The organism is Mycobacterium tuberculosis H37Rv (genome assembly GCF_000195955.2).
Lineage (GTDB): Bacteria > Actinomycetota > Actinomycetes > Mycobacteriales > Mycobacteriaceae > Mycobacterium > Mycobacterium tuberculosis.
Genome location: NC_000962.3, coordinates 1,180,602 through 1,199,382 on the forward strand (window position 1 = coordinate 1,180,602; position 18,781 = coordinate 1,199,382).

The window sequence follows — 18,781 nt, forward strand, 5'->3', positions numbered from 1 at the left end:
CCGTTTCTCATGACTTCTCGCGGCGATAGCATTCGCCCGAGGAGGACATGAGGCGCGCCGAGACCCGTAAGGCGGTACATCGATGTACGGCACGATGCAGGACTTTCCGTTGACGATCACCGCGATCATGCGCCACGGCTGCGGTGTCCACGGGCGACGCACGGTCACCACCGCGACGGGTGAGGGCTATCGGCACAGTAGCTATCGCGATGTGGGGCAACGAGCTGGCCAGCTGGCAAATGCGTTGCGCCGCCTCGGTGTTACCGGGGACCAGCGGGTTGCCACGTTCATGTGGAACAACACCGAACACTTGGTGACCTACTTCGCGGTCCCGTCGATGGGCGCGGTGCTGCATACCCTCAACATCCGGCTCTTCCCCGAGCAGATCGCCTATGTCACCAACGAGGCCGAAGACCGCGTCATTCTGGTCGACTTGTCATTGGCCAGACTGCTCGCGCCGGTGCTGCCCAAACTCGACACCGTGCATACCGTGATCGCGGTAGGAGAGGGCGACACGACGCCGCTGCGGGAAGCTGGCAAGACCGTGCTGCGCTTCGCCGAATTAATTGACGCCGAATCCCCCGACTTCGGGTGGCCGCAGATCGATGAGAACTCCGCGGCCGCAATGTGTTACACCAGCGGTACTACCGGCAATCCCAAAGGCGTTGTATACAGCCATCGTTCGAGCTTTCTGCACACGATGGCGGCCTGCACCACAAACGGTATCGGGGTCGGGTCCAGTGACAAGGTGCTGCCGATCGTGCCGATGTTTCATGCCAACGGGTGGGGGCTACCGTATGCGGCCTTGATGGCGGGTGCGGACTTGGTGCTACCCGATCGGCATCTCGACGCCCGCTCGCTGATCCACATGGTGGAGACGCTGAAGCCGACGTTGGCCGGCGCGGTGCCAACCATCTGGAACGACGTCATGCATTACCTAGAGAAGGACCCCGATCACGACATGTCATCGCTGCGTCTGGTCGCCTGCGGCGGATCGGCGGTTCCGGAATCGCTGATGCGCACCTTCGAGGACAAGCACGATGTCCAGATTCGGCAGCTGTGGGGCATGACGGAAACATCGCCGCTGGCCACCATGGCCTGGCCGCCACCTGGCACCCCGGACGACCAGCATTGGGCATTCCGCATCACTCAGGGCCAACCGGTGTGCGGGGTGGAGACCCGGATCGTCGACGACGATGGCCAGGTGCTGCCCAACGACGGCAACGCCGTTGGCGAGGTGGAGGTTCGCGGGCCCTGGATTGCTGGCTCGTATTACGGGGGACGTGACGAGTCCAAGTTCGATTCCGGCTGGTTGCGCACCGGTGACGTCGGCCGCATCGACGAGCAAGGCTTCATCACCCTGACCGACCGCGCCAAAGACGTCATCAAGTCCGGCGGTGAATGGATCTCCTCGGTTGAGTTGGAGAACTGCCTTATCGCGCACCCGGACGTGCTCGAGGCCGCGGTCGTCGGCGTTCCCGACGAGCGCTGGCAGGAACGGCCGCTGGCGGTTGTCGTAGTTCGGGAAGGGGCCACCGTTAGTGCTGGTGATCTGCGAGCATTCCTGGCGGACAAGGTCGTTCGCTGGTGGTTGCCGGAGCGGTGGGCGTTTGTCGACGAGATTCCCCGCACCAGCGTGGGCAAGTACGACAAGAAGGCCATCCGTTCTCGCTACGCCGAAGGTGCCTACCAGATCACCGAGGTGCACACTTGACCCGCGCGAGCAGACGCAAAATCGCCCATTTTCGTGTCGAAATGGGGGCTTTTGCGTCTGCTCGCGGGTAGAAAGGTGACCATGAGCCTGCGGGTCATTCAATGGGCGACGGGATCGGTCGGTGTGGCGGCGATCAAAGGCGTGCTGCAGCATCCCGAACTCGAACTCGTAGGCTGCTGGGTGCATTCGGCGGCCAAGAGCGGCAAAGACGTCGGCGAAATCATCGGTTCACCACCATTGGGCGTGATCGCGACTAACAGCATCGACGACGTTTTGGCGCTGGACGCCGACGCGGTGATCTACGCGCCATTGCTGCCCAGCGTCGACGAAGTCGCCGCGCTGTTGCGTTCGGGCAAGAACGTGGTCACTCCGCTTGGGTGGTTCTATCCGAGTGAAAAGGAGGCCGCCCCACTGGAAGTCGCCGCGCAGGCCGGCAATGCGACGCTGCACGGCGCCGGAATTGGGCCCGGGGCTGTCACCGAGCTGTTCCCGTTGCTCCTGTCGGTGATGTCCACCGGTGTGACTTTTGTTCGCTCCGAAGAGTTTTCGGATCTGCGCAGCTATGGAGCGCCGGACGTGCTGCGCTATGTGATGGGTTTCGGCGGCACACCGGACAGCGCGTTGACCGGACCGATGCAGAAAATTCTGGACGGGGGCTTCCTGCAGTCGGTACGGCTGTGTGTCGACCGGTTGGGCTTTGCCGCCGACCCCCAGATCCGCACTTCGCAGGAGGTGGCGGTTGCGACCGCCCCGATCGACTCGCCGATCGGAGTAATTGAGCCCGGACAGGTGGCCGGACGCCGCTTCCATTGGGAGGCGCTGGTCGAGGACACAGTGGTCGTCCAGATCGCCGTGAACTGGTTGATGGGATCGGAAAATCTGGATCCCCCTTGGTCATTCGGGCCGGCCGGAGAACGCTACGAGATCGAAGTGCGCGGCAGCCCGGACACCTGCGTCACCATCAAGGGTTGGCAACCGCAGACCGTGGCGGCCGGCTTGAAGAGCAACCCCGGGATCGTGGCAACCGCGGCGCACTGCGTCAACGCGATCCCGGCAACCTGCGCCGCCCCGGCGGGGATCCAGAGCTTTTTCGACCTGCCGCTCATCACCGGCCGGGCCGCTCCCGGGCTGGCACGCTAGAGTTGCTGGCGGCGTCCCCGGCCGGGATGTCGAGAATCGGACGGGTAATCCAATGGCAAAGTCTGTCGTCGTCGAGCAATCGCGAGCGATTCCGGTGCAATCCGAGGATGCGTTCGGTGGCACGCTGGCGGCAGCGCTGCCGGTGATTTGTTCGCACTGGTACGGCCTGATCCCACCAATCAAGGAGGTCCGGGATCAAACGGGTGCTTGGGATTCTGTCGGACAGGCCCGTGTCATCACGATGGTCGGCGGCGGGCGCGTGCGCGAGGAGCTGACCAGTGTCGACCCGCCGCGGTCGTTCGGCTACACGCTCACCGACATCAAGGGCCCGTTGGCGCCGCTGGTCGCGTTGGTGGAGGGCAAGTGGAGCTTCGCTCCCGCGGATACCGGAACCACGGTGACCTGGCAATGGACCATCCATCCTAGATCGGCGCTGGCCGCGCCGGTGTTGCCGGTGTTCGCCAGGATGTGGCGGGGCTACGCGCGCGGGGTGCTCGAGAAGCTTTCCGCTTTGTTGGTGGGCTGAGCGGCGCTGCCGGCTTCGTCTACCGTCGGGGTCATGTGCCGACTCTTTGGCTTGCACTCCGGAACCGATGCTGTCACCGCGACGTTTTGGTTGCTGAACGCCTCGGATAGCCTGGCCGAGCAAAGCCGACGAAACCCCGACGGCACCGGCCTTGGTGTATTCGACGAACACCACCAGCCGCGGCTACACAAGCAACCAATAGCGGCCTGGCAAGACGCCGACTTCGCCACCGAAGCCCACGAGCTGACCGGCACGACGTTCGTCGCCCATGTTCGCTACGCGACGACCGGGTCGCTCGACATCCGCAATACCCACCCATTCCTGCAAGACGGGCGGATCTTCGCACACAATGGGGTGGTCGAAGGACTGGATGTCCTCGACGAACGGCTGCGCGAGGTCGGCGCCGATGACCTGGTGTTGGGCCAGACCGACTCCGAGCGCGTATTCGCTTTGATCACCGCTTCGATCCGCGCCCGGGACGGCAACGAATCAGCCGGTCTGATTGACGCGCTGAGGTGGCTCGCGGCGAATGTGCCGATCTATGCCGTCAACGTGTTGCTCAGCACCGCGACCGATGTATGGGCACTGCGGTATCCGGAGTCCCACGAGCTGTATATCTTGGACCGCCGCGGCGACGGTGCGCCCGAGTTCCACTTGCGAAGCAAGCGAATCCGCGCACACTCGACGCACTTGCGCGAACGGTCGTCGGTGGTGTTCGCGACTGAACCGATGGATGACAACCCGCGTTGGCGCCTGCTGGACGCGGGGGAGCTGGTCCACGTGGACGCCGCCCTGCGGGTCAACAGGAGTCTGGTGCTACCTGATCCACCCAGACATCCGATTCGCCGGGAAGATCTCAGCGAGCCGGTACTGCATGCGCAACACACGTCGGCGTGAACTCGTGACAACTAGACGCGCGCTGGTATTGGCCGGCGGAGGACTGGCCGGAATCGCCTGGGAAACAGGTGTTTTGCGCGGCATCGCGGACGAATCGCCGGCGGCGGCCCGGCTGCTACTGGATTCGGATGTGTTGGTCGGGACATCGGCCGGTGCAACGGTCGCCGCGCAGATCAGCAGTGGCTGCCCGCTCGACACGCTGTACGAACGGCAGCTCGCCGAGACGTCGGCCGAGATCGATCCCGGTGTCGACATCGATGCCATCACTGATCTTTTCCTGACTGCCGTGACCGAGCCGCACATTTCGACGCGCCGGCGGCTACAACGGATCGGTGCCGTGGCGTTGGCGGTCGACACCGTTCCGGAGTCCGTCCGCCGTCAGGTGATCGCCCAGCGCTTGCCGTCGCACGACTGGCCGGACCGGGTGTTGCGGGTCACCGCGATCGACATCGCCACCGGCGAATTGGTTGTTTTCCATCGCGAGTCGAATGTGGCGCTGGTCGACGCGGTGGCGGCCAGTTGCTCGGTGCCGGGGGCGTGGCCTCCGGTGACAATTGCCGGCCGCCGCTACATGGATGGCGGGGTGGCCAGCTCGGTCAACCTTGGTGTCGCCGACGATTGTGATGCCGCCGTGGTTTTGGTGCCCGCCGGCGCCGACGCGCCGTCGCCCTTTGGCGGCGGGGCGGCCGCGGAGATCGCGGCAGCCACCGGCATGGTGTTTGCCGTGTTCGCCGACGACGACTCGTTGGCGGCTTTCGGGCCCAACCCGCTGGATCCGCTCTGCCGTGTGAACTCGGCGATGGCCGGACGTCAGCAGGGCCGCCGCGAAGCGCAAGCCGTTGCCAGGCTGCTCGGCGTTTGATCAGCCCTCGATGGTCGCAGCGGCAGATTCGTCGTCGTCGATCTCGAATGCTTCCAAGGCTTGGGTGGCCAGCGCGCGGCCGACGGCGATCACCTCCACCGCGCGGTGAAATTCCAGGCTTCGGCACGTTGAACGCGGTACCTCGATCAGCAGGTCGGCCGGATAGCCCGCCAGCGTATGGCGCGCCAGTGCGGATTGGGCGATATCGATCGTCCGATTCATCACCTCGAAACTGCCCATTTTGGGTAGCCCGGGTGTGTCAGCGGCTTCCTCGCGGTCAGCTGGTGGGCCGGCTGGACGCTGCTCGATCTCCGGAGCTTGCGACCAGGAATCCGATTCCGCGGCCGCCGCGCCGAAGCGACTCAGCACCGCCCGCGCCGTAGGCCGGTCGAGCAGCGACCGGGCGGCGCTGACGTCAAACAGCGCGGAAGTGCTGCGCACCATGCGGTTCAACCACTCGGCGGTGACGTTGGGCTCCGCATCGCGAGCGGGGCCGGCCTCACTGCCGTTAAGGCTGACCGCGATGGTCAGGTCGGCGTTGACCCCGGCGATCGGCGCCATCGGCAGTGGATCCAGGATTCCGCCGTCGGCCAGCAGGCGTCCGTCGACTTCGTGTGGGGCGATCACCCCGGGTATGGCGATGGACGCCCGGATCGCCGCGTCGAGGGGGCCGCGCTGAAACCACACCGACTTGCCGGCCAGTAGGTCGGTGGCCACCGCGGTATAGGGGATCGGCAGCTGCTCGATGGCGACCGGGCCGACGATGTCGCGCACCGCGTCGAGAATCTTTTCTGCCCGCAGGATGCCGGCCGCGCTAATAGACGGATCCAGCAGCCGCAAGATGGTGCGCTGCGTCAGGGACTTGGCCCAGTGGGCGAACTCGTCGAGTCGGCCGGCCGCATGCACCCCACCGACCACCGCGCCCATCGACGAGCCGGCGATCCCAACGATGTCATAGCCGCGCTCCCGCAGCGCCTGGATCACTCCGATGTGGGCGTAACCCCGGGCGCCGCCGCTGCCGAGCGCCAGTGCGACGCGCGGCGAAGACGACCCTCGCACCCGGAGGGCAGCTGGTGCGGGCATGCTTTCATTCTGCTCGGCGAGGTGCCCTTATCGGGATCCGGCCACTAGTTTCTTGCACCCCTGATCTCAATTGCCGAGCGTTATCCGCATTCCGCGTTGGCGGCGGCGCGCGCCGCGACGATCACGGCCGCCTGCCGTGCCGGGGTCAGCGCCGCCCAGCGGATGTGCCAGCTGCCGGCAACTCCGGATGGCGATGCTTGGACCACCGCCAGATACGGCTCGATTAACGACTCGCCGGAGCCGGGCTGGGCATCCATCCACAGCCTTGCGGCGTGACAGGCCTGGTAATACTCCTCCTCGGTCGATTCCGCGGGAGCGTCAACCCTGGTGGTCACGCCGGCCGGGGAGACGCCGACGACGCCCGCCGGCAACGTACCGGCAACGCTTGACGAACGTCCGGCTTTGCTGCTGCCGCCGCGAGAGCAGCCGGCAACGGCCGACAACCACGCCAGCGCCAAAACCATTGCGCACAGCAGGGGGGCATAACGGCTCGGGCGCACCGTCCCAATCTATGCAAGACTGACCGCGTGATGGAGCGCTACGGATTTTGTGGGTGTTGTCGGCCCTGACCTGCCGTCCGCCCTGTCCGTTCGACTCTTTGGAGTTCTCCCGTGGTTATGCCTCTTGTCACGCCAACCACCGCGGTTCCATCACCGGGACCCACACGGCTGCGTGTAGCCGATCTCCTGCGCGCCACCGACCAAGCCGCAGACGACGTGCTTGGCGGGCGCTGCGACCACCTGCTACCCGACGGTGGTGTCCCGCAGACGCAGCGCTGGTACACCCGCATCCACGGTGACGAGGAGCTGGATATCTGGCTGATTAGCTGGGTTCCCGGTCAACCGACCGAGCTGCACGACCATGGCGGGTCCCTGGGAGCGTTGACCGTGCTGAGCGGGTCGCTCAACGAATATCGTTGGGACGGCCGTCGGTTGCGACGGCGCCGCCTCGATGCCGGTGATCAGGCAGGGTTCCCGTTGGGTTGGGTGCACGACGTGGTGTGGGCGCCCCGGCCGATTGGGGGGCCTGATGCGGCCGGGATGGCTGTGGCGCCAACCCTGAGCGTGCACGCCTACTCGCCGCCGCTGACGGCGATGTCGTACTACGAGATCACCGAACGCAACACGCTGCGCCGCCAGCGCACCGAATTGACCGACCAGCCCGAAGGGTCGGGATGAGCCGAATCGACCGGGTGCTGGAGGCCGCTCGCCGCCGGTATCGGCGCCTTGCGGCCGACCAGGTGCCCGAGGCGGCGCGGCGCGGCGCGGTGCTCGTCGACATCCGGCCCCAAGCCCAGCGGGCCCGGGAGGGCGAGGTGCCAGGGGCGCTAGTGATCGAGCGCAACGTCTTGGAATGGCGCTGCGATCCCACCAGCGACGCCCGGCTGCCCCAGGCCGTCGACGACGACGTCGAGTGGGTGATCCTGTGCTCGGAGGGCTACACCTCGAGCCTGGCGGCAGCGTCGCTGCTGGACTTGGGGTTGCACCGGGCCACCGATGTCGTCGGTGGCTATCGTGCGCTGGCGGCCGGCGGCGTGCTGGCCGAGCTTGGTGGTGCCGTGGGCGGGTAGTTTGGCTCGCCGCTGCTGGCTGGGTCGTTACTGCCCCGGCGTGCCGGCGTTGCCGAAGATGAGTCCTCGAGTTCCGCCGGCGCCGCCGGCGCCGTCGAGTCCGGCGATCAGGCCGGCGCCACCCTTGCCGCCGTTGCCGCCGTTGCCGCCGTCACCGACCAACTGGGCGTCGCCGCCCTTGCCGCCGTTGCCGCCGTTGCCGCCGTTGCCGTCGACACCGCCGGCGGCGGCGCCCAGACCGCCTTGGCCGCCGCCCCCGCCGTTGCCGCCGGTGCCGCCGCCGCCGAGCAGGCCGGCGCCGCCGCCGTTGCCGCCGTGACCGCCCGCGTGACCGCTGCCGCCGTTACCGCCGGCGGCTTGAAGCCCGGTCGGCGGGTTGGTGCCGCCGCTGCCGCCGCTGCCGGCGGTGCTGCCCGTTCCGCCGGCGCCGCCGGCGCCGCCGCCACCGAACAGCCTGGCGGCCGATCCGCCGTTGCCGCCGTTGCCGGCGTTGCCGGTGTCCCCGCCGTTGCCGCCGATACCGGGATTGATGGCCAGACCGTTGGGGGTGTCGCCGCCCTTTCCGCCGGCGCCGCCGGCTCCGGCGCTGCCGCCGCTACCGCCGGCGCCGCCGTTGCCCGACAGCCAGCCGGCCGACCCGCCGGTGCCGCCGGCCCCGGCGTTGCCGCCGACACCGCCACCGCCACCGTTACCACCTAGTGCGGCGTTGAGCCCGGTGCCGCCGTCGCCCCCGGAGTTGCCGGCGCCGCCGGCCCCGCCGTTGCCATACAGCAGCCCACCGCCACCACCGGCGCCGCCGCCGCCGCCGTCGCCGCCGACACCACCCGTACCACCCTTACCGGCGGTGGCCACGACATGTTCGCCGCCGGCGCCGGCGGCCGCGCCGTTGCCGCCGGCGCCGCCGTGCCCGGCGTTACCTCCGTGACCGAACAGCACGGCGCCTCGTCCGCCGTTGCCGCCGGCGCCGGCGGTGCCGCCGGTGCCGCCGGTGCCGCCGTCTCCACCGAATTGGCCGCCGTTGCCGGCACCGCCGGCGGTGCCGCCGCCGCCGCCGTTGCCGGCGTCACCGCCGTTGCCGGACAGCCAGCCGGCCGACCCGCCGTCGCCACCGCGGCCACCGGCGCCGCCCGCACCACCGGCGCCGCCCGGTTGGCTGGGTGGGCCGGGGGCGCCGGGACTGGCTTGTCCGCCGGCCCCGCCGGCGCCGCCGTCACCGCCGGCGCCGCCGTGGCCGTGGATCCAGCCGCCGGCACCGCCCGCCCCGCCGGCGCCGGCGTCACCGCCCTTGGTGCCGCTGGCCCCGGCGCCGGCACCGTTGCCGCCTTGTCCGCCGTCACCGCCGACGCCGCCGACACCGCCGTTGCCGAACAATCCGGCCGTTCCCCCGGCCCCGCCGGCACCACCCGCGACGCCCGGCGCGCCGATGGCTCCGGCGGGGCCGGCGCCGCCGGCGCCGCCATTGCCGCCGCTGCCGTAGAGCCAGCCGCCGTTGCCGCCCGCGCCGCCGTTGGCGCCGGCTCCGCCGGCCCCTCCGTTGCCGCCGTTGCCGATCAACCCGGCCGACCCGCCGGTACCCCCGGTGAGCCCGGCGGTGGTTTGGGAAAACCCGTTGCCGCCGTTGCCGTACAACAACCCACCGGCGCCACCGTTGGGATTGGCCGCGGTCCCATCGGCGCCGTTGCCGATCAGCGGACGCCCCAACAGCGCCTGGGTGGGCGCGTTGATCAAACCCAGCACCTGCTGCTCGACATTGGTCGCCTCGGCGCTGGCATACGCGCTCGCCGCCCCGGTCAATGCCTGCACGAACTGCTCGTGAAACAGCGCTGCACGCGCGCCCAGCTGTTGATACTGGCCGGCGTGGGCGGAAAACAGTGCCGCGACCGCCGCGGACACCTCATCGGCACCGGCCGCGGCCAGCACCGACGTCGGGGCCAGGGCGGCCGCGTTGGCCGCGCTGATTGCCGAACCGATACCGGCCACATCGGCCGCCGCGGCCATCAGCTGCGACGGAGACACCAACACAAACGACACGGTTTCCTCTCCCTGATTTGCTGATATGTAGTTGCGATGTTAACTAGCGCACACCGCAACTGGGGCGGTTTTCCGCCATTGTCTGGTCGCACGTATACATTTTTGTGAATTCTTTGAGCGGAATTGCTCGTGCGATCCGGCTACGTTTTCGAGGTGAGATCTGGGTGGGCGGCGATGCCCCGTGCTTCGATGATCAATTTGGGGATCTGAAATGTCAAATGTGTTGACATTCATTGGGTGATCTTTCGCGCCACCCGGCGACGTCAAATACTTGGACATAAGCCACTCGTCGTTGTGTGATACGTCGTCACACCGGATCTGGCCGTGCGGGTTTATTGCCCGGGCGTGCCGGGGTTGCCGGAGATCTGCCCGCGACTACCGCCGGCGCCTCCAGTGCCGTTGATTCCGGGCATCAGGCCGGTGCCGCCTTTGCCACCGTTGCCGCCGTTACCGCCGTTACCGATCAACTGGGCGTCGCCGCCCTTGCCGCCGTCGCCACCGTTGCCGCCGTTGCCTTTGGCGCCGCTGCCGGCGCCCAGACCGCCGTTGCCGCCGTCGCCGCCGGTGCCGCCGCTGCCTCCGCTGCCGAGCAGGCCGGCGGTGCCGCCGCTACCGCCGGCACCGCCCGCGTGGCCGTTGCCACCGTTGCCGCCGGTGCCGCCGCCGAAGCCGCCGCCACCGCCGGTGCCGCCGGTGCTGCCCATCCCACCGGCGCCGCCGGCGCCGCCGTCGCCGAACAGCTTGGCGGCCGATCCGCCGTGGCCGCCGTTGCCGGCGTTGCCGGTGTCTGCGCCCTGGCCGCCGTTACCGGGATCAATACCGCTGTTGCCGTTGCCGCCTTGGCCGCCGGCGCCGGCGGTGCCGCCGCCTCCGCCGGTGCCGCCGTTGCCCGACAGCCAGCCGGCTGACCCGCCGTTGCCGCCGTTGCCGGCGTTGCCGCCGCCGCCGCCGGTGCCGGCGTCGCCGCCGTTGCCGGACAGCCAGCCGGCCGACCCGCCGTCGCCACCGCGGCCGCCGGCGCCGCCCGCTCCGCCGGCACCGCCGGCACCGCCGTTGCCGAACAATCCGGCCGTTCCCCCGGCCCCGCCGGCACCACCCGCGACGCCCGGCGCGCCGATGGCTCCGGCGGGGCCGGCGCCGCCGGCGCCGCCATTGCCGCCGCTGCCGTAGAGCCAGCCGCCGTTGCCGCCCGCGCCGCCGTTGGCGCCGGCTCCGCCGGCCCCTCCGTTGCCGCCGTTGCCGATCAACCCGGCCGACCCGCCGGTACCCCCGGTGAGCCCGGCGGTGGTTTGGGAAAACCCGTTGCCGCCGTTGCCGTACAACAACCCACCGGCGCCACCGTTGGGATTGGCCGCGGTCCCATCGGCGCCGTTGCCGATCAGCGGACGCCCCAACAGCGCCTGGGTGGGCGCGTTGATCAAACCCAGCACCTGCTGTTCGACGTTGGTCGCCTCGGCGCTGGCATACGCGCCCGCACTTGACGTCAGGGCCAGCGTGAACTGGTCATGAAACGCTGCCATCTGCCGGGCGATCGCCTGATAGCCCTCGCCATGTCCGCTAAACAGTGCCGCAATGTGGGCCGACACTTCGTCGGCGGCGGCCGGCAACAACCTCGTCGTCGCGGCCGCGGCCGCCCTCGTTGAGGCATTGATCGACGATCCGATGCTGGCCAAATCCCCAGCCGCCGAGCTGAGCATGTCTGGCACCGCAATCATGTAGGACATTTCGCGCATCTCCCTCATCGCCGGGCGACGGATATCGGGACCGGAGTCAACGTGATGGCGCGAGTCTAAGCACGCCCGGAACGGAAATGCAGAGTGTTCGACAAATCTTTCCCCAAGACATTTTTATTGGTCGCACGATGGGCGTCGTCGTCGAGCGGTATGGCAGCACCGATTTGTCTTCCAGGGGAATGTTCGTACCGTTTCATGACGTCGACTGTGTCCAATAGCTTTACATTTCCCGTTTTTATTTGCTGATGATGTCTAACACCTAGACAAACACCGTCTTGTCGTCCATCGATATGGGCTCGGGCTAGCCGCCACGCCGACGGCGCACGCCAAACCGGCCGACCCGCTGCCCGCCCTACGAGCCGAAGGGCTTGGCGTTGGCGTGCAGCAATGGCTGCAGCCGCTCCGTCTTCTGCTGTGTCCAGCCGGGCGGCGAGAGCACCGCGGCCCAGCCGTCGGCCACGGTGGCGACGTAGCGGTGACCATGCCCGTCCGGCACATGCGTAGCCACCGCCATATCGGCCGAAACCTGGACGAACGTCACCACCGGGATCCAGCGTGTCTGGGGAAGGACGTCGTAGCCCCGTTGCTCCCGCAGCCAGTCCGGCTCCCGAAACAGCAGGCGGGGAGTCCACCAGGCGATCGGATCAGAGGCATGCTGCAGATACACCACCCGCGGTCTGCCCCACGGCGCATCAGGGCGTTGCAGGTCGCGTGCGCGGGCCACGAAACGCACGTTGCGGCCGTCGTCGTAGATGGGCAGCCACTGCGGTGATCCGGCATCGCGGTTCGCAGTCAAGGAGTTCCAAACGGTGTTGTTGAACGTCGGTCCGCTGAACAACGCGCCGTCGGTGCGGGCGAGGATGTTGTTGAGGTTCATGAACGGCGCTTCACCGCCGAACGATCCCAGGCTCTCGCCGAACACGACCAGCTTCGGGCGCTGCGACTCGGGCAGTTGACGGATCAGCTTGTCGACCGCCTCGAACAGCGCCTCGCCGGCGTGCCGGGCATTCTCCTTGTCCACCAGGAAAGACAGCCAGCTCGGCAAGAACGAATACTGCATGCTCACGATCGCGGTATCGCCGTTGTACATGTACTCCAGCGCGGAGGCTTCCGCCTCGTTGATCCAACCGGTTCCGGTGCTCGTGGCCACTGCCACAACGGCGCGGCGCAAGCCACCGGTGCGCGCTAGCTCGCGCGCCGCCAGCTCCGCGGTGGCCATGATGCCGTCCGCCGAGTTCAACCCCGCATAGGTTCGGATCGGCTCGACGGCCGGGGTGCCGTTGAACGCGGTGAGGTCGGCGATGGTGGGACCGCTGTGGACGAAAATTCGGCCCTGATGGCCCAGCGACTCCCACGACACCAGCGATCCCGGGCCACCCGATCGCAGCGGGGTTTTCGGCGGTGCCGAATCCGGATTCATCTCATTGTTGACCGCAGCGAACGTGCTGTTCATGGAATTCATCGCGAACTTGAGCACCACACCGTTGAGCAGTGTGATGGTCAGCACCACGAGCAGCACCACCACAATGGCCGCCGAAACTCGGAATGGCGCAATGCGATCGACCTGTCCCACCAGAAAACGGAACAGCCATCGGATGAACTGGCCGATTTCGACCAGCGTGAACAGCACGACCAGCGACAATGCGGCGGCCAGCGGGTAGTCGTACCACCGCAGGTGCTCGACACCCATTAGGTCGCGCACATCGTCTTGCCAGACATGAAACTGCACTGCCATACCCACCATGCCGACCGCGCCGACTGCGATCAGCGGCGGCCACGCCCAGCGTGGTGGCGGCGGGCTGGAATTGTGCGAGCGCATGTAGCGGACCAGCCAGACGGCGAAGACTCCCAAGCCGTATCCGAAGGCGCCGCAGATTCCGCTGACCAGTCCCTGAAACAGCGGACCACGCGGCAGCAGCGACGGCGTCATCGAGAACCACACGAAAACGAGGCCCATCGCGGTGCCGGTGAATGTGTAGTGGCGAATCCACCAAGTGCTGCGGATCGGTTGCGGTTCAGGGGTTTGTGGAGTTGCTGCGGTGTCGACCGCCTGCTCAGCGCCGGTAGCTGGTTCGTCGCTGGCGTTGGTGGTCGTCGCTGCAGCCGGTTCCGTCATCGGTGGGTGAACTGGGGAGCGCGTTTCTCGATGAACGCTGCCATACCTTCGGATTGGTCTTCGGTCGCGAAAGCCGAATGGAAAAGCCGGCGTTCGTAGAGCAGCCCCTCGGACAAACTGGATTCGAAAGCCCGGTTGACGGCCTCCTTGGCCATCCGGGCCGCCGAGGCCGACATCTGCGAAATGGTCGTGGCAGTGGCCCTGGCTTCGGTCAGCAAGTCGTCGGCCGGCACCACCCGTGAAACCAGACCGCTGCGCTCGGCCTCGGCGGCGTCCATGGTGCGCCCGGTCAGGATGAGGTCCATCGCCTTAGCCTTGCCGATAGCCCGGGTCAGCCGCTGGGAGCCGCCCATGCCTGGCAGCACGCCCAGCTTTATCTCGGGCTGTCCGAACTTCGCGGTGTCGGCGGCGATCAGCACGTCGCACATCATCGCCAGCTCGCAGCCACCGCCGAGCGCGTATCCCGCCACCGCGGCGATCGTCGGGGTGCGCACGGCGGCCAGCTTGCCCCAGGTGGCGAAGAAGTCGGCGGTGAACGCGTCGGCGAACGTCAGGTCGGCCATTTCTTTGATGTCGGCTCCGGCGGCAAACGCTTTGGCCGAACCGGTGATGATGATCGCCCCAATGTCCGGGTCATCGTCCAGTTCGGTTGCAGCGCTGGTGACCTCGTTCATCACCTGGCTGTTGAGCGCGTTCAGTGCCTGGGGACGGTTCAGCGTGATAATGCCAACTCGCTGATCGCGCTCGACCAGGATGGTTTCGTACGTCATGCGCTACCTCTCTAGAAACTCAAGTCATCGTCGACCGGTTCGAAATAGGCTTCGATGTCGGCCGCCGTGATCGCGTCCAGGGTTGCCGGCGACCAGTTCGGGTTGCGATCCTTGTCGATCAACTGCGCGCGGATGCCCTCCACCAGGTCATGCGAGCGCAGCGACGCCGATGACACCCGATAGTCCTGGATCAACACGTCTTCTAGCGTGTCGAGTTTGGCGGCGCGACGCACTGCCTGCAACGTCACCGACAGCGCGATGGGGGAGCGGCTGGCAATCAGGTCGGAAGCATTTACGGCTGGTTCGCCGCCCTGTTTCCGCAGCGCCGCAACGATGTCGGCGACGCTGTCGCCGGCATAGCATTCGTCGATCCAATCACGTTGGGCGGCAAGCGTGCTCGGTGGAGGTTCGACGGCGTGGGCGGCCAATGCGCTCTCCACGCCGCCGGTGACGATCTTCTGCGTGAACGCATCGAGGTCGCCGTGTGGCACGAAGTGGTCGGCGAATCCCAGCGCGATGGCGTCGGCGCCGGAAAACGGCGCTCCAGTCAGGGCGGCGTGCAGACCCAGCGCGCCGGGTGCACGCGACAGCAAATACACCCCGCCGACGTCGGGGATGAACCCGATGCCCACTTCGGGCATCGCGACCTTGGAGGTATCGGTAACCACCCGGGTGTTCGCGTGTGCGCTGACGCCGACGCCGCCGCCCATTACGATGCCGTCCATCAACGCCACGTAGGGCTTGGCGAACCGGCCGATCAGGGCGTTGAGCAGATACTCGTGGCGCCAGAACCGCCGCGCCTCGACCCCGTCCTTGCGGGCACTGTGGTAGACGGCCACCACGTCCCCGCCGGCGCAAAGTCCGCGTTCGCCGGCTCCGGAGAGCACCACCGCGTGCACCGCGTCCTCATGCTCCCAGCTCATGAGCACTGTGGCCAGCAGGTCGACCATGGTTTGGTTCAGTGAGTTGATCGCCTTGGGGCGGTTGAGCGTCACGAATCCGACACCGCCCTCGACGTTTGTCAGGACCTCATGCGATTCGCCGGTCACGGGCCTCGCCTCCCCTGAAGAGTTTGACCAGCAATCTAGATCGTGGCTCGCCCAGCGGTGCCCGCGGGGGCTAAGGTTTATCGTGTACCCGGATGACAACGCTGGCCGGGAACCCGGGCCTACTACTGATCGTTGAGCGGATGTTCGCACAGCTCGTAGCCATAGCCATCAAGAGAGGATCCGACGGTGCGGGAGACAAGCAACCCGGTATTTCGTTCGTTGCCTAAGCAGCGGGGCGGATACGCGCAATTCGGAACTGGCACCGCCCAGCAGGGATTCCCAGCCGATCCCTACCTGGCGCCCTATCGGGAAGCAAAGGCCACCCGCCCGCTGACCATCGACGATGTCGTGACCAAGACGGGCCTGACGCTGGCTATGTTGGCGGGCACCGCCGTCGTCTCCTACTTCCTGGTTGCGTCGAACGTCGCACTGGCCATGCCGCTGACCTTGGTGGGGGCTTTGGGTGGTTTGGCGCTGGTGCTGGTGGCCACCTTCGGCCGCAAGCAGGACAACCCGGCGATCGTGCTCAGCTACGCGGCGCTCGAGGGCCTGTTCCTGGGTGCCATCTCGTTCGTCTTGGCTAACTTCACGGTGGCGTCCGCGAATGCTGGGGTGCTGATCGGGGAGGCCATCTTAGGGACGATGGGTGTGTTCTTCGGCATGCTCGTCGTCTACAAGACAGGGGCCATCCGGGTCACCCCCAAGTTCACCCGAATGGTGGTCGCTGCGCTGTTCGGCGTGCTGGTCTTGATGCTCGGCAACCTCGTGCTGGCGATGTTCAATGTCGGCGGCGGTGAAGGCTTGGGCTTACGCAGCCCCGGACCGCTGGGGATCATCTTCTCGCTGGTGTGCATCGGCATCGCGGCGTTCAGCTTCCTGATCGACTTCGATGCGGCTGATCAGATGATTCGCGCGGGAGCACCGGAGAAGGCGGCATGGGGCGTCGCGTTAGGCCTGACCGTAACGCTGGTCTGGTTGTACATCGAGATCCTGCGCCTGCTCAGTTATCTACAGAATGAGTAGCGCTCGTTGGCCGTTGATTCTGCGTCCACCAGGCTGACCACTCGCACTTTTGCGTGGTAGACGCAGGATCAACGGCTGTGTCGGTGGGTGCTGACACCATGCCCGCATGCGGGAGATGGGGGCGCAGCCGTTCATCGGCAGCGAGGCGTTGGCGGCGGGACTCATCAGCTGGCATGAGCTGGGCAAGTACTACACCGCGATCATGCCCAACGTCTATCTGGACAAGCGGCTGAAGCCCTCCCTGCGGCAACGCGTTATCGCGGCCTGGCTGTGGTCGGGCCGCAAAGGGGTGATCGCCGGCGCTTCGGCATCAGCGCTGCACGGCGCGAAATGGGTCGATGACCACGCATTGGTGGAGTTGATCTGGCGCAACGCCAGGGCGCCGAACGGGGTGCGGACTAAGGATGAGCTACTGCTCGACGGCGAAGTCCAGCGCTTGTGCGGGCTTACTGTGACTACCGTTGAACGTACGGCCTTCGACTTGGGCAGGCGTCCACCCTTAGGTCAGGCGATAACCAGACTGGATGCGCTTGCCAATGCCACCGATTTCAAGATCAACGATGTTAGGGAGCTCGCGAGGAAGCACCCCCATACTCGCGGGCTGCGTCAACTAGACAAGGCGCTGGATCTCGTCGACCCAGGTGCGCAGTCGCCGAAGGAGACGTGGCTGCGGCTCTTGCTGATAAACGCCGGCTTTCCACGGCCGTCCACTCAGATCCCCTTGCTCGGCGTCTACGGGCATCCAAAGTATTTCCTCGACATGGGATGGGAGGACATCATGCTCGCGGTCGAGTACGACGGCGAGCAACACCGTCTCAGCCGAGACCAGTTCGTCAAAGACGTCGAACGCCTGGAATACATCCGGCGCGCCGGCTGGACTCACATCAGGGTGCTGGCAGACCACAAGGGACCCGACGTCGTCCGCCGGGTTCGGCAGGCTTGGGACACGTTGACATCACGACGTTGACTCTGCGCCCACCACGTGTCCTACTCGCACTTTTGCGTGGTGGACGCAGAGTCAACGCACTCGAGCGCCTCGCTCACGCGAGGCGCTCGATCACCATCGCCATGCCCTGGCCGCCACCGACACACATGGTTTCCAGACCGAACGTCTTGTCGTAGGTCTGCAGGTTGTTCAACAGCGTGGTGGTGATGCGCGCGCCCGTCATACCGAACGGGTGACCTAGGGCGATCGCGCCACCTGAGATGTTGAGCTTGTCCTCGTCGATGCCCAGCTCGCGCGCCGAGCCCAGGACCTGCACCGCGAAGGCCTCGTTGATCTCGACCAGGTCGATGTCGGTGATCGCCATCCCGGCTCTTTCCAGCGCCTTCTTGGACGCCTCGATCGGCCCTAAGCCCATGATCTCCGGGGACAGCCCGCTGACCCCGGTGGACACAATGCGCGCCAGCGGTGTCAAGCCTAATTCCTTGGCCTTGGTGTCGCTGGTGATCACCACCGCGGCGGCCCCGTCGTTGAGCGGACAGGCATTCCCCGCGGTCACGGTGCCATTCGGCCGGAAAGCCGGCTTGAGCTCGCTGACCTTTTCGTAGGTGGTACCCGGTCGCGGGCCGTCGTCGGTGCTGACCGTGGTGCCGTCCGGAAGGGTGACCGGCGTGATTTCTCGTTCGAAGAACCCGTTCTTGATCGCCTCTTCGGCCCGGTTCTGGCTGCGCACGCCCCAGCGGTCCTGTTCTTCGCGGCTGATGCCGGTCATGATGGCGACGTTTTCCGCGGTCTGGCCCATCGCAATATAGATGTCCGGCAGCTTCTGATCGGTGCGGGGATCGTGCCATTCGTCGGCGCCGGCGGCTGCCGCGGCCGAACGTTCCTGAGCCCCGTCGAACAGCGGGTTCTTGGTGTCCGGCCAGGAGTCGGAGTTTCCCTTGGCGAACCGGGAGACGGTTTCCACGCCCGCGGAGATGAACGCGTCGCCCTCACCGGCCTTGATCGCGTGGAAGGCCATCCGGGTGGTCTGCAGCGACGACGAACAGTACCGGTTGACCGTGGTGCCCGGCAGGAAGTCATAGCCGAGCGCGACGGCGACGACACGGGCGATGTTGAAACCGGACTCACCGCCTGGCAGGCCACAGCCCATCATGAGGTCGTCGATCTGATGGGGGTTCAGTGCCGGAACCTTGTCGAGCGCGGCGCGCACCATCTGGACGGCCAGGTCGTCGGGCCGCATGCCGACCAGCGATCCTTTCATGGCCCGGCCAATCGGCGAGCGGGCAGTCGAGACGATGACAGCTTCTGGCATGACGGCTCC

At 67.0% G+C, this 18,781-nt stretch carries 17 protein-coding genes; 9 read left to right on the plus strand and 8 right to left on the minus strand.

Going from position 1 to position 18,781, the window contains the following annotated elements:
• Positions 1-82: 82 nt before the first annotated feature.
• The 5 genes from fadD14 (at position 83) to Rv1062 (ending at position 5,139) form a co-directional block, all read left to right on the plus strand.
• The gene (gene fadD14, locus Rv1058; protein ID NP_215574.1) at positions 83-1,714 is read left to right on the plus strand and encodes a fatty-acid--CoA ligase FadD14; all 1,632 of its coding nucleotides are present in this window, start codon (positions 83-85) and stop codon (positions 1,712-1,714) included.
• A gap of 75 nt (positions 1,715-1,789) precedes the next feature.
• On the plus strand, positions 1,790-2,854 hold the full coding sequence (locus tag Rv1059) for a hypothetical protein (protein NP_215575.1): 1,065 nt from the start codon (positions 1,790-1,792) through the stop codon (positions 2,852-2,854).
• A 52-nt stretch (positions 2,855-2,906) separates the two neighbouring features.
• On the plus strand, positions 2,907-3,380 hold the full coding sequence (locus tag Rv1060) for a hypothetical protein (protein ID NP_215576.1): 474 nt from the start codon (positions 2,907-2,909) through the stop codon (positions 3,378-3,380).
• A gap of 33 nt (positions 3,381-3,413) precedes the next feature.
• Positions 3,414-4,277 carry a hypothetical protein gene (locus Rv1061; RefSeq protein NP_215577.1) on the plus strand — a complete coding sequence of 288 codons (864 nt, stop codon included), beginning with the start codon at positions 3,414-3,416 and terminating at the stop codon, positions 4,275-4,277.
• A gap of 4 nt (positions 4,278-4,281) precedes the next feature.
• Complete coding sequence (locus tag Rv1062) at positions 4,282-5,139, plus strand: hypothetical protein (protein ID NP_215578.1); 858 nt, start codon at positions 4,282-4,284, stop codon at positions 5,137-5,139.
• On the opposite strand, the gene Rv1063c is transcribed toward Rv1062, so the two are convergent.
• Together Rv1063c and lpqV are read right to left on the minus strand one after the other, a co-directional pair.
• Positions 5,140-6,222, minus strand: coding sequence for an NTE family protein (locus Rv1063c; protein NP_215579.1), 1,083 nt, complete (start codon positions 6,220-6,222; stop codon positions 5,140-5,142).
• A gap of 80 nt (positions 6,223-6,302) precedes the next feature.
• Positions 6,303-6,722: a lipoprotein LpqV gene (gene lpqV, locus Rv1064c; RefSeq protein ID NP_215580.1), complete on the minus strand. Its 420-nt coding sequence runs from the start codon at positions 6,720-6,722 to the stop codon at positions 6,303-6,305.
• A gap of 111 nt (positions 6,723-6,833) precedes the next feature.
• Here lpqV and Rv1065 point away from each other — a divergent pair, with 111 nt between their 5' ends.
• On the plus strand, positions 6,834-7,400 hold the full coding sequence (locus Rv1065) for a hypothetical protein (RefSeq protein ID NP_215581.1): 567 nt from the start codon (positions 6,834-6,836) through the stop codon (positions 7,398-7,400).
• A complete protein-coding gene (locus Rv1066) occupies positions 7,397-7,792 on the plus strand; it encodes a hypothetical protein (protein ID NP_215582.1) in 396 nt (131 codons plus the stop codon). The genes Rv1065 and Rv1066 overlap by 4 nt, the downstream gene beginning before the upstream one ends.
• Before the next feature lie 27 nt (positions 7,793-7,819).
• On the opposite strand, the gene PE_PGRS19 is transcribed toward Rv1066, so the two are convergent.
• From PE_PGRS19 to echA9, 5 genes are all read right to left on the minus strand, one after another.
• Positions 7,820-9,823, minus strand: a complete 2,004-nt coding sequence (gene PE_PGRS19, locus Rv1067c) for a PE-PGRS family protein PE_PGRS19 (RefSeq protein YP_177780.1) — start codon at positions 9,821-9,823, stop codon at positions 7,820-7,822.
• A 332-nt stretch (positions 9,824-10,155) separates the two neighbouring features.
• Positions 10,156-11,547 (minus strand): PE-PGRS family protein PE_PGRS20, encoded by a 1,392-nt coding sequence (PE_PGRS20, locus tag Rv1068c; protein YP_177781.1) that lies wholly within the window; start codon positions 11,545-11,547, stop codon positions 10,156-10,158.
• 361 nt (positions 11,548-11,908) lie between these two features.
• Entirely contained in the window at positions 11,909-13,672 is a 1,764-nt protein-coding gene (locus Rv1069c) for a hypothetical protein (protein ID NP_215585.1), read from the minus strand.
• Complete coding sequence (gene echA8 / locus Rv1070c; protein ID NP_215586.1) at positions 13,669-14,442, minus strand: enoyl-CoA hydratase EchA8; 774 nt, start codon at positions 14,440-14,442, stop codon at positions 13,669-13,671. Before echA8 ends, Rv1069c begins: the two co-directional genes overlap by 4 nt.
• Positions 14,443-14,453: 11 nt before the next feature.
• Positions 14,454-15,491 carry an enoyl-CoA hydratase EchA9 gene (gene echA9 / locus Rv1071c; protein NP_215587.1) on the minus strand — a complete coding sequence of 346 codons (1,038 nt, stop codon included), beginning with the start codon at positions 15,489-15,491 and terminating at the stop codon, positions 14,454-14,456.
• Positions 15,492-15,677: 186 nt separating this feature from the next.
• On the opposite strand from echA9, the gene Rv1072 reads away from it, so the two are divergent.
• Together Rv1072 and Rv1073 are read left to right on the plus strand one after the other, a co-directional pair.
• Positions 15,678-16,514: a transmembrane protein gene (locus Rv1072; protein NP_215588.1), complete on the plus strand. Its 837-nt coding sequence runs from the start codon at positions 15,678-15,680 to the stop codon at positions 16,512-16,514.
• Positions 16,515-16,629: 115 nt separating this feature from the next.
• Positions 16,630-17,481 (plus strand): hypothetical protein, encoded by an 852-nt coding sequence (locus tag Rv1073; protein ID NP_215589.1) that lies wholly within the window; start codon positions 16,630-16,632, stop codon positions 17,479-17,481.
• A gap of 73 nt (positions 17,482-17,554) precedes the next feature.
• Here Rv1073 and fadA3 read toward each other — a convergent pair whose 3' ends face one another.
• Complete coding sequence (fadA3, locus tag Rv1074c; RefSeq protein NP_215590.1) at positions 17,555-18,772, minus strand: beta-ketoacyl CoA thiolase FadA; 1,218 nt, start codon at positions 18,770-18,772, stop codon at positions 17,555-17,557.
• Positions 18,773-18,781: the final 9 nt, after the last annotated feature.

Bases quoted from the DNA above. Each gene is read 5' to 3' on its own strand.
- PE_PGRS20 (YP_177781.1), bottom strand. From the start codon at position 11,547: ATGTCCTACATGATTGCGGTGCCAGACATGCTCAGCTCGGCGGCTGGG.
- Rv1073 (NP_215589.1), top strand. From the start codon at position 16,630: ATGGGGGCGCAGCCGTTCATCGGCAGCGAGGCGTTGGCGGCGGGACTC.
- fadA3 (NP_215590.1), bottom strand. From the start codon at position 18,772: ATGCCAGAAGCTGTCATCGTCTCGACTGCCCGCTCGCCGATTGGCCGG.
- Rv1066 (NP_215582.1), top strand. From the start codon at position 7,397: ATGAGCCGAATCGACCGGGTGCTGGAGGCCGCTCGCCGCCGGTATCGG.
- Rv1060 (NP_215576.1), top strand. From the start codon at position 2,907: ATGGCAAAGTCTGTCGTCGTCGAGCAATCGCGAGCGATTCCGGTGCAA.
- Rv1063c (NP_215579.1), bottom strand. From the start codon at position 6,222: ATGCCCGCACCAGCTGCCCTCCGGGTGCGAGGGTCGTCTTCGCCGCGC.
- Rv1061 (NP_215577.1), top strand. From the start codon at position 3,414: ATGTGCCGACTCTTTGGCTTGCACTCCGGAACCGATGCTGTCACCGCG.
- fadD14 (NP_215574.1), top strand. From the start codon at position 83: ATGTACGGCACGATGCAGGACTTTCCGTTGACGATCACCGCGATCATG.
- echA8 (NP_215586.1), bottom strand. From the start codon at position 14,442: ATGACGTACGAAACCATCCTGGTCGAGCGCGATCAGCGAGTTGGCATT.
- Rv1069c (NP_215585.1), bottom strand. From the start codon at position 13,672: ATGACGGAACCGGCTGCAGCGACGACCACCAACGCCAGCGACGAACCA.